Below are 8,953 nucleotides of genomic sequence, written 5' to 3'. Positions count from 1 at the left end.
TCAAATACTACGTCGCTACCGATTTTCACCTTCAAGAATTGATAGCGCAGCGCCCCCGCCACCACCTCGTCGGTCGGCTCGCCGCCGGCTTGCTTGATGGCTTTTTTGAATTCGTTGAACAGCCAGTCAATGGTAATCACCTCGCCAGTACGCGAACTCATTTTGCCGGTTGTTAATTTGACCAATCCAGTAGCATAATTAAATAATTTACCTTTCAATTCTGGAATTGCCAGTTCACTAGCGGCGATCACCCCGCGGAAATACGCCGCCTGCTCTTCGCCGTTGACCGTAATCGACAGGTCCAGGTTCGGATAATCTTGATGTTTCAACTGAATCAGCCCCATATCGTGTGCGCCGTACAGCCCGTTGCCGTGCGAACCGATAAACACATTATCAAACGCACCGTATTGGCTACCTTTGAAGATATATGCACCATCTGATTTGGTAAAGACCTCTGGGGTTTTTTCTTTGATCAAGGCCTTGCCTGGTACTTCAGTCTCGCTCTCAACATAACGCCGCTCAATTGGCACATTTCCCAGCCGCGCCACATTGGCGTCAATTTCATCAAAGCTCCAGGCCTTACAAATCTCGTACACCTGCTTGTACAGCGGATCGTCCAACACAAACGATTGCTTGGCCAGCTCATCAATTTTCACCCGTGCCTCTGGTGATTCCTTGGCTGCCCGTGCCCCTTCAGCATATGTACGACTCATAAATTCGTTGCGCTTATCAGCCGGAATAGCGTCTAATTTGCTGACATCGCCGTCAACTTCGCGAAGAATCGCCCACATACTCTTGCCGACGTGCGTGCCGACATCGCCATGGTAGCTCACTCGGTGTACCGACGCGCCGTCCACCGCCAGCAAATTCGCCATAGTATCTGCCAAAACCACATTCAAAGCATGGCCAATATGCATAGCCTTAAACGGATTTGAGCAATTCGTTTCAATAACGACCGTCTTGCCTGCACGATTAGTCGCTGGCCGCACTTTCAGCGACTCCAATACCGCTTGATCGCTTAATTTCACATTAATAAAGCCTGGCCCAGCCACGCTAACCTCACTCAGTTCCTCGTGGCCGCGCAGCTCATCAGCGATCGCCTCAGCAATTTCGCGCGGGTTTTTACCCAGCGGCTTAGCTAATTGTAGCGCCGCATTGGTCGCAAAATCGCCAAACTTTGGGTCGGGGCGCGTTAACTGTACATCAACCTGCTGCTGATACAGTTTGTCAATTATTTTCTTCAGTGTAATAACACAATCAATCATAGACCATATTATAACACTTTTACTACAGTTAATCTTCCGTGCCGTCAAAATCTGGCTGGCGATACACCGATACTGGCGTAATATTACGAGCATGATCCGATTGCAGCACCGCTCGCAACATCGCTGTATCGTCGCTGCTCTCGTTGTAAGTTGGCTCGAAATCTTCTACTTTTTGTTTTTCTTCTTCTGCCATATTCTCATATTAGCATAAGTAGTATAATTTGTCAAGAGACAGCCGCTCTAATCAGTCCAGCAAACAGCGGATGCGGCCGCATTGGCCGCGAACGAAACTCGGGGTGCGCTTGCGTTGCGACAAAATAGCGGCAATTTGGCGCCTCGATAAATTCGACCAGCCGCCCGTCTGGCGACAAGCCCGACACCGCCACGCCGCCACGGGCAATCTCATCTAGAAACTGCTGGTTCACCTCATATCGGTGGCGGTGGCGCTCCTCGGTGTGATCCGACTGATATACTTTGGAAGCAAGCGACCCTGGCGTGAATACTGCCGGATAATTGCCCAGCCGCAACGTACCGCCAGTCGATTCTTTGCCCTCTTGGCCAGGCATAATATACACCACATCATGCGTCGTAGCATCGTCAAACTCCGTACTGTTAGCATCGTCGAGCCCAGCTCGCCGCGCTGCCGCAATTACCGCTGTCTGCAAACCTAAGCAAATCCCCAAATACGGCACATCGCGCTCAAGCGCATACTGCGCTGCCGCAATCTTGCCTTCAATCCCGCGCGGGCCAAAGCCGCCTGGCACCAGCAGAGCATCAACCGTCTCGAAATCGCGCTCGGTAACTGTTTCGGCATTGAGCCACTTGATATGCAAACCAACATTTTCATGCCAAGCCGCACTCTTGAGCGCCTCGGTCACCGACAGATAAGTATCCTTGTTTTCCATATACTTAGCAACTAAACCGACAGTCACGATATCAGTTGGCTTTTTGCTTTGCAATTGAGTTAACGCTTGCCATTTCGCGAGATTCGGCTGAGCAAAATTACCAGTGAACTTGTCGAGAATGGTCATCAATGGGCTAGCGGCTATCCGCTCGGGAATCATAAATACGGTATCGAGATTTGGCAGCATCAGCACCCCCGGCAAGTCAACGCCGCCGTACAAAGCAATTTTTTGAGCAACTGACTCAGGCGCTGGCTCGTCGCTGCGGACAACCACGATCTCTGGCACGATACCGAAACCGCGCAAATCGTTTAAGGCATTTTGCGCCGGCTTGCTCTTGAACTCTTTACTGGTATCAATAAACAGCACATAAACCACATGCGCGTATAAGCAGCGCTCCTTGCCGATTTTGTGAGCAAATTCGCGGATCGCCTCGATGAAGCTTAACCCCTCGTAGTCGCCCACTGTACCGCCGATTTCTACGATGTGCACATCGCTGCCTTCGCCAGCCGCAATAATTGACTCTTGAATGGCGTGCGTTAGGTGCGGGATTAGTTGGACAGTTTTGCCGTGAAACTTACCGGCACGTTCATCGGCAATCAGCTCTGATAATAAGCGTCCCGCCAGCGTGGCGTTTTTCTGCGTCAACTCTATATCTAGAAACCGCTCGTAATGGCCGAGATCAAGGTCGGTTTCAGCACCATCGCGCGTCACGAAGCATTCGCCGTGCTCTGCCGGGTTAAGCAAACCCGCATCCACATTGAGATACGGGTCGCATTTCTGAATTGACACTTTAATACCCTTGGCTTGCAGTACCGCGCCGATGCTCGCAGCGGTAATTCCCTTCCCTACCCCCGAGAGAACGCCGCCAGTTACAAAGATATATTTTGTCTGTTTGCCCATGTATGATTGCTCTTTCATGGGCCCTTATTATAGCATAACCGCTTAGAGTACGCTATATGTAGCGTGTCTATTGGCAGCCCTCGCACATAGTTAGTGTTGCCGGATCAATTGGCGCTGATGGTAGGCCGTCAGCTTCAGCTTTTTGATCGGCTTCAGCTTGCGCTTTGGCTATCTCGCGTTCAATCGCCTCGAGTTTTTCCTCGAGCGTCATGTCGTCGTTAATTATCGCTGATGGATTCATTATTTCCCCCTTTGCTTATATTCATTATAGGCTAATAGGCCGCTTATTCAATTGCTAAAACTGCTACTTTACAGTGTTGACTTCATAATTCGTATTAGTACTCTCGAAGAAATTAACTAGTTCAAGCGTATCGTTGGCCGCTGCCATCCACTTGGCTGGATTAGGTACGTTGTATTCTTTCTCGAAACCCAGTTCTTCCAGGCGGCGGTCAGTCATGAACTTAACATACTGGTTCACATAATCCGCATTCAAGCCCAGGATACCCTTTGGCAGCATGTCTTTGTTGTAAGCCTCCTCAAGCGCCACCGCCTGCAAAATCAGATCGCGAATCTCGTCGGCAAATTCTTGCGTCTGCAAATCTGGGTTCTCGTCAAGAATTGTCAACAGCAGGTTAATACCGAAAGTTAAATGCAGATTTTCATCCTTGGTAATCCAATCTAGCAAACTGCCGACATTGCGCAGCAAATTACGCCGGCGAAAACTCATGCCAACCATAAAACCACTATAAAACCAAATACCCTCGAGCACAATATTATAAGCTACCAGATTGCGCACAAAATCTTTTTTACCCTCGGTAGTAGTAACATCCAGCTTATCATTCAGCATGCGGCCGACATACTTGGTCTGGAAGTCAGACTTGTCTTTCAGGCTTTTCTTGCCGTAGCCTGCCGCGTAAATTTCTTGGCGGTCAAACGGAAACGTTTCGATAATGTATTCAAAGGTCATAAAGTGGTTAGCTTCTTCCCACATCTGTTTCGATAGATACAAGTGCGCCTCGGCGGCATTGACGTATGGATAAATACCAAAAGCTAACGACTTATTAATAAGTAATTCGTTTGGGTTCAAGTAACTAATCACCGTTTTCAGGGCATGTTTTTCGTCGTCGGTCAGCTTCTCGAACGCCGCCAAATCTTGCACTAGCTGTACTTCATTCGGGAACCAAGTGTTAGCAACTGCCTGATTATACAAATCCATCGCCCATTGGTAGCGTACTGGCTTGAGTTGCAAGCCGTCGCGCAGGCCTGATCCCAAAATACCTTGCGGTTGTGTTGTTTGCGTCATATTTCCTCCTTATTATTGTGATTTTAGCAACGTTTATGATTGTTTGCGCCGAGCAAAGCCGAAACCGCTTACCCTTTTAGCGCTGTCGGTACGAACTTTCTGTACCGATTGCGATGTAACGGTGGTTTGCTCGGATTGATGGCGCGGCTTGACATGCAGATAATATGTCGTTTTCAAACCGCGACGCCATGCTTCTGAATAGATTTCGATATATTCATCAATATCGCGTGATTCTAGGTACATATTGCGGCTAATCGCCTGGTCAACCCATTTTTGCGCTCGCGCCGCCACCTCGATAAAAGCGTACGGACTCAACTGAAAACTAGTTTTGTAGACATCGCGGACTGCCTGCGGAATTTGTTCGAAACCTTGAATATCGCCCTGATTCGCCAGCAAGTCGTCTTTGAGCGATTCCCACAGATTAAGCTGTTTGAGTTTGCGCACTAAATTAGCATTAACCTCTAGGAATTTGCCGTTGAGCGTACTACGGCTAAAAATCTGGCTAAACTGCGGGTCGAGTCCTGGCGTCGTACCTGCCACATGCGAAATATTAGCTGTCGGTGCGATCGCCATCAAAGTTGCGTTACGCATACCTTTTTTGACTTTTTGGCGCAGCACTTCCCAATCCAGGCGCGATTTACTATCAATTTTTACCTTAACGCCGCGCTCTGTTGTAAGTTTATCAACGGTATCGATAGGCAGTAAGCCCTTGCTCCAGCCGCTGCCAGCAAAGTTCGGATAGCTGCCGCGCTCAGCTGCTAGATTAGCCGATTCATCAATGGCATGGTAGCTGATAAACTCAGTTAGCTGATCAACCAGATCGTAGGCAGCCTCGCTTTCGTAACTAATCTCTAGCTTCTCCAAAACATCCGATAACCCCATATAGCCGAGCCCCAGTGCCCGATTCTGCTCGTTGCTGCGCATCGCCTCAGGGATTGGCGTATTGGTTATGTCGATTAGATTATCTAACTGCCGCGTAGCCGACCGCACCGCCGACTCTAGCCGCTGCCAATCCCAAGTCTTATCAGCATTGAGAAAAGCTGACAAATTCATACTAACCAGGTTGCAAGTCGCAATATTGTTTTCGTCCTCGGGCAAAGTTATTTCGGTGCACAAATTACTGAGATGGATTGTCCCGGTATTATTATTGAGCGCTCGCAAATTGATAGCATCCTTCCAGGTTAGCCAAGGGTGTCCAGTCGCTTGCAGACTGCTGAGAATCTGGCGGAACTGTTGGCGGGCCGGCACAACTTCGAAGCGATTAATTTTACCGGCTTCTGCTAGCTTGATATATTCCTGGTAGCGGCGGCTAAATGCTTCACCGTATAGTTCGTTTAAGTCGCCGACTTCAGCCGGATCAAACAAATACCAATCCTGCCCGTCTTGGACGCGCTTCATAAACTCATCCGAAATAAACACCGCCGTATCTAGAAATCGCGTCCGCAAGTACGGATCGCCCGAATTCTGGCGCAAATCGAGGAATTGCGAAAAATTAAGGTGCCAGTTCTCCATATACGCCGCTGCTGCACCCGCTTTCTTACCCTTGCGCGATACTGCAAATAGCGCCGTATCGATCATTTTCATGAATGGAATTGGACCGGTTGACTCGGTATTGGTGGTTTTGACAGGACTACCAGCAGCACGCAATTTATTCATGCTAATGCCGATACCACCAGTACCTTTAGCGATGAACATAGTGTCGCGAATACTTTTGGCTATCGAAGTCATATCGTCTTGAACCTCCATGACAAAACAATTGCTCAACTGCGGAAATGAACCGCCAGCATTAACACGCGTACTGCCGCCCGGACTGTATTCCAGATTAGCCATGTGGCGGTAAAAATTTATCGCTGCCTCAGTCGGATTGGTTTCGTTAAAACTCAAACCCATAGCAATACGCATATTAGTGAATTGCGGCACCTCGATCGGATCGCCGCTTTGGCGCCGCAGCGCGTAACGATTGCGGTTGGTAACTACGCCGAGATATTTGCTAAGTGAATCCTTGCTCGGATCAAGCGCCGCCGCCAGCTTTTTGAGGTTAAATAGCTGCGAATCAGCCATTCGCTTATCTAGTAGACCCTCTTCAGCGGCTTGGCGAATATAGATAGGGAACTTTTGCGCGTGTAGCTTTTTAAGCTCGATTTCGTTAGTATAATCGCCGAGCACTTGCTGGTAGATAGTTCGCAGCAGCAATCGCGCCGCAATCGTATCGAAGTCCGGGTCGTCTTTGACATTTTGGACTGCCGTCTGGATAAGCCCTTCATCAAGTTGCTCGGTAGTAATGCCGTCAAACAGCGTCAACTGCAATTCGGCCGCTATTTGTGCCACTTTCGCAATTTGGTCTGGCAAGCCTTCGCTAGCTGCCAGCAAAGTTAAATTAATTTTGTTCGCATCAAAAAGCTGCTTACTACCATCGCGTTTCACAACTGTAATATCTGCCATCGTTTCCTTTCTTATTTTTAGCTGCTATTTTTGAGCGCAAAAAACTAGCTATGCCATCTGGGCTTGCTTTGCGCAATTTATTTGCATATTTGTCTATTTTACTAAACACTATACATATAGCGTCTGTATACCAAGCATAAACGCTAAATATGGATTTTTCAAGCATTTTTGCTAGTAATTTTCACAACTGCTTTAGCCTATGCTATCATGGAAAATATGGAACCTATTATTTCTATTACTCATTTTAAGATGCGTTTCGGCAAGACCGAAGTCATCAAAGACTTAAGTTTTGAGGTCAAACGCGGCGAAACATTTGGTTTTCTCGGCAGTAACGGCTCCGGCAAGACTACTACCATTCGCGCCTTGCTCGGCATTTATCAGCCGACCGCCGGCGAACTGCTAGTCGGCGGCAAGCCCTATTCGGTATCAAGCGGCATCAAGCTCGGCTATTTGCCAGAAGAACGCGGCCTTTACAAAAAAGAGCCGGTTATTGATATTATGACCTATTTCGGCCAGCTCAAGGGCATGAGCCGCCTCGACGCCCGGCAAAAATCGCTTGATTTTCTGAAGCGTGTCGGCCTGCTCGACAAAGCCAAAACTCGCCTCGATAAGCTCTCGGGTGGCCAGCAGCAAAAAGTCCAGCTCGGTATCACCGTCATCGACAACCCAGAGCTGCTAATTCTCGACGAGCCAACCAAAGGCTTTGATCCAGTCAATCGCCGCCTGCTAATGGAAATTATCGAAGAACACCAGGCCAAAGGCGCTACCGTCGTGATGATTACTCACCAGATGGAAGAAGTTGAACGCCTATGCGACCGCATATTACTGCTGAAGGATGGCGCAGCGCGCGCTTACGGCACCGTCGCCAGCGTTCGTAAACAATTTGGCGGCAAATCGCTCGATGACATCTTTATCCAAGTTTACAGCCACGACAACAAGGAGGAACAAAATGCATAATTTATCGACTGTTATCCGTTTCGAAATCGTTCGCGCCCTCAAGAAAAAATCATTTTGGATTTTAGCAATTAGCTTTCCATTAGTGTTTGCGGCTACTTTCGGCATCCTATTCCTATCAAACAAAGCCACCGACGACGCCGCTGAAAAGCTCAAAGAGCAATCCTTCAGCGTGGCAATTACCGACGAATCCAACTTAGTTAAACCACCGCTAATCGCTGCCGCTAAGGCTGCAGAAGTTAAACCTAGTGACAAACAAGCCGCCATCAACCGTGTCAAAGACGGCCAGCTTGACGCCTATATCTACTACCCGAAAGACCTCGATCAGCAGCCAATTGAAATCTATGGTAAAGATGTCGGTATTTTTGACAACGGCCGTTACGGCAGCCTCGCTAACGGTTTGCTATCAGCCTCTGTCCAGTCAGATGTCAATCCTGCTATTCGAAAAGTTGTCCAAGGCAAAGTTAACTCGACCAGCACCGTTTACCGCGACGGCAAAGTCCACGATAGCATTCAAGAGATGATCTTGCCGGGAGTATTCTTGATACTATTTTACTTCTTGATTACATTCTTCGGCAATCAAATGCTAACCAGTACTACCGAGGAAAAAGAAAATCGCGTCATCGAGATGATACTCACCACCATCGAAGCTCGCACACTGATAGTTGGTAAAATCATTTCGCTGATTATTCTGGCGATTATCCAAGGCTTGCTGGTCGTATCGCCAGTGCTCATTGGCTATCTGATTTTTCACGACCAGCTTAAACTACCATCAGTTGATCTCAGCAGCCTGCCGGTCGATCCGCAGCGTATCGCCATCGGTTTCTTGGCATTTGCTGGCAGCTTCATGCTGTTTACCGGCCTACTAGTAGCAATCGGCGCTGCTGTACCTACCGCCAAAGAAGCCAACAGCTTCTTTGGTGTAGTAATGATTTTGCTGTTCGGGCCGCTATATGCTGTAACAATGTTCATATCAATGCCTGATGCGCCGCTAGTGAAGTTCTTGTCGCTATTCCCGCTAACCTCGCCAATACCATTGATGCTGCGCAACGCCGCCGGCAACCTCGGCTTAGGCGAAGCAACTCTAGGCATCGCTATTCTGGCCGCCGCAGCAATCATCGTCATAGCTATCGCCGTACGCATCTTCCGCTTTGGCGCGCTCGAATACAACCGCAAACTCAGCG

8 protein-coding genes are annotated in these 8,953 nt (G+C 48.6%); 2 read left to right on the top strand and 6 right to left on the bottom strand.

Features of this window, described 5'->3' with window-relative positions; all coding sequences use genetic code 11:
• From argS to G1ANC_RS02720, 6 genes are all read right to left on the bottom strand, one after another.
• The coding region (gene argS / locus G1ANC_RS02735) for an arginine--tRNA ligase (RefSeq protein ID WP_164997995.1) at nt 1–1,265 on the bottom strand (1,265 nt) is incomplete at its 3' end.
• Between the two features lie 28 nt (nt 1,266–1,293).
• On the bottom strand, nt 1,294–1,458 hold the full coding sequence (locus G1ANC_RS04045; RefSeq protein WP_164997994.1) for a hypothetical protein: 165 nt from the start codon (nt 1,456–1,458) through the stop codon (nt 1,294–1,296).
• Nucleotides 1,459–1,489: 31 nt separating this feature from the next.
• On the bottom strand, nt 1,490–3,088 hold the full coding sequence (locus tag G1ANC_RS02730) for a CTP synthase (RefSeq protein WP_206660717.1): 1,599 nt from the start codon (nt 3,086–3,088) through the stop codon (nt 1,490–1,492).
• 49 nt (nt 3,089–3,137) lie between these two features.
• Nucleotides 3,138–3,311, bottom strand: a complete 174-nt coding sequence (locus G1ANC_RS04040) for a hypothetical protein (protein WP_164997993.1) — start codon at nt 3,309–3,311, stop codon at nt 3,138–3,140.
• A gap of 63 nt (nt 3,312–3,374) precedes the next feature.
• Complete coding sequence (locus G1ANC_RS02725; protein ID WP_129693488.1) at nt 3,375–4,373, bottom strand: ribonucleotide-diphosphate reductase subunit beta; 999 nt, start codon at nt 4,371–4,373, stop codon at nt 3,375–3,377.
• A gap of 33 nt (nt 4,374–4,406) precedes the next feature.
• Entirely contained in the window at nt 4,407–6,815 is a 2,409-nt protein-coding gene (locus G1ANC_RS02720; protein ID WP_195157090.1) for a ribonucleoside-diphosphate reductase subunit alpha, read from the bottom strand.
• A 216-nt stretch (nt 6,816–7,031) separates the two neighbouring features.
• Here G1ANC_RS02720 and G1ANC_RS02715 point away from each other — a divergent pair, with 216 nt between their 5' ends.
• Together G1ANC_RS02715 and G1ANC_RS02710 are read left to right on the top strand one after the other, a co-directional pair.
• The gene (locus G1ANC_RS02715) at nt 7,032–7,772 is read left to right on the top strand and encodes an ABC transporter ATP-binding protein (protein ID WP_129693487.1); all 741 of its coding nucleotides are present in this window, start codon (nt 7,032–7,034) and stop codon (nt 7,770–7,772) included.
• A partial coding sequence (locus tag G1ANC_RS02710; protein ID WP_164997992.1) for an ABC transporter permease occupies nt 7,765–8,953 on the top strand: 1,189 nt, incomplete at its 3' end. The genes G1ANC_RS02715 and G1ANC_RS02710, both read left to right, overlap by 8 nt.

The sequence above is a fragment of the Candidatus Nanosynsacchari sp. TM7_ANC_38.39_G1_1 genome, from assembly GCF_004138385.1.
This window is presented reverse-complemented; position numbering and strand designations above follow the sequence as displayed.

Excerpts from the sequence above, each read along its gene's own strand:
- G1ANC_RS04045 (WP_164997994.1), bottom strand. The coding sequence starts at position 1,458 with ATGGCAGAAGAAGAAAAACAAAAAGTAGAAGATTTCGAGCCAACTTAC.
- G1ANC_RS02730 (WP_206660717.1), bottom strand. The coding sequence starts at position 3,088 with ATGAAAGAGCAATCATACATGGGCAAACAGACAAAATATATCTTTGTA.
- G1ANC_RS02715 (WP_129693487.1), top strand. The coding sequence starts at position 7,032 with ATGGAACCTATTATTTCTATTACTCATTTTAAGATGCGTTTCGGCAAG.
- G1ANC_RS02725 (WP_129693488.1), bottom strand. The coding sequence starts at position 4,373 with ATGACGCAAACAACACAACCGCAAGGTATTTTGGGATCAGGCCTGCGC.
- G1ANC_RS02720 (WP_195157090.1), bottom strand. The coding sequence starts at position 6,815 with ATGGCAGATATTACAGTTGTGAAACGCGATGGTAGTAAGCAGCTTTTT.
- G1ANC_RS04040 (WP_164997993.1), bottom strand. The coding sequence starts at position 3,311 with ATGAATCCATCAGCGATAATTAACGACGACATGACGCTCGAGGAAAAA.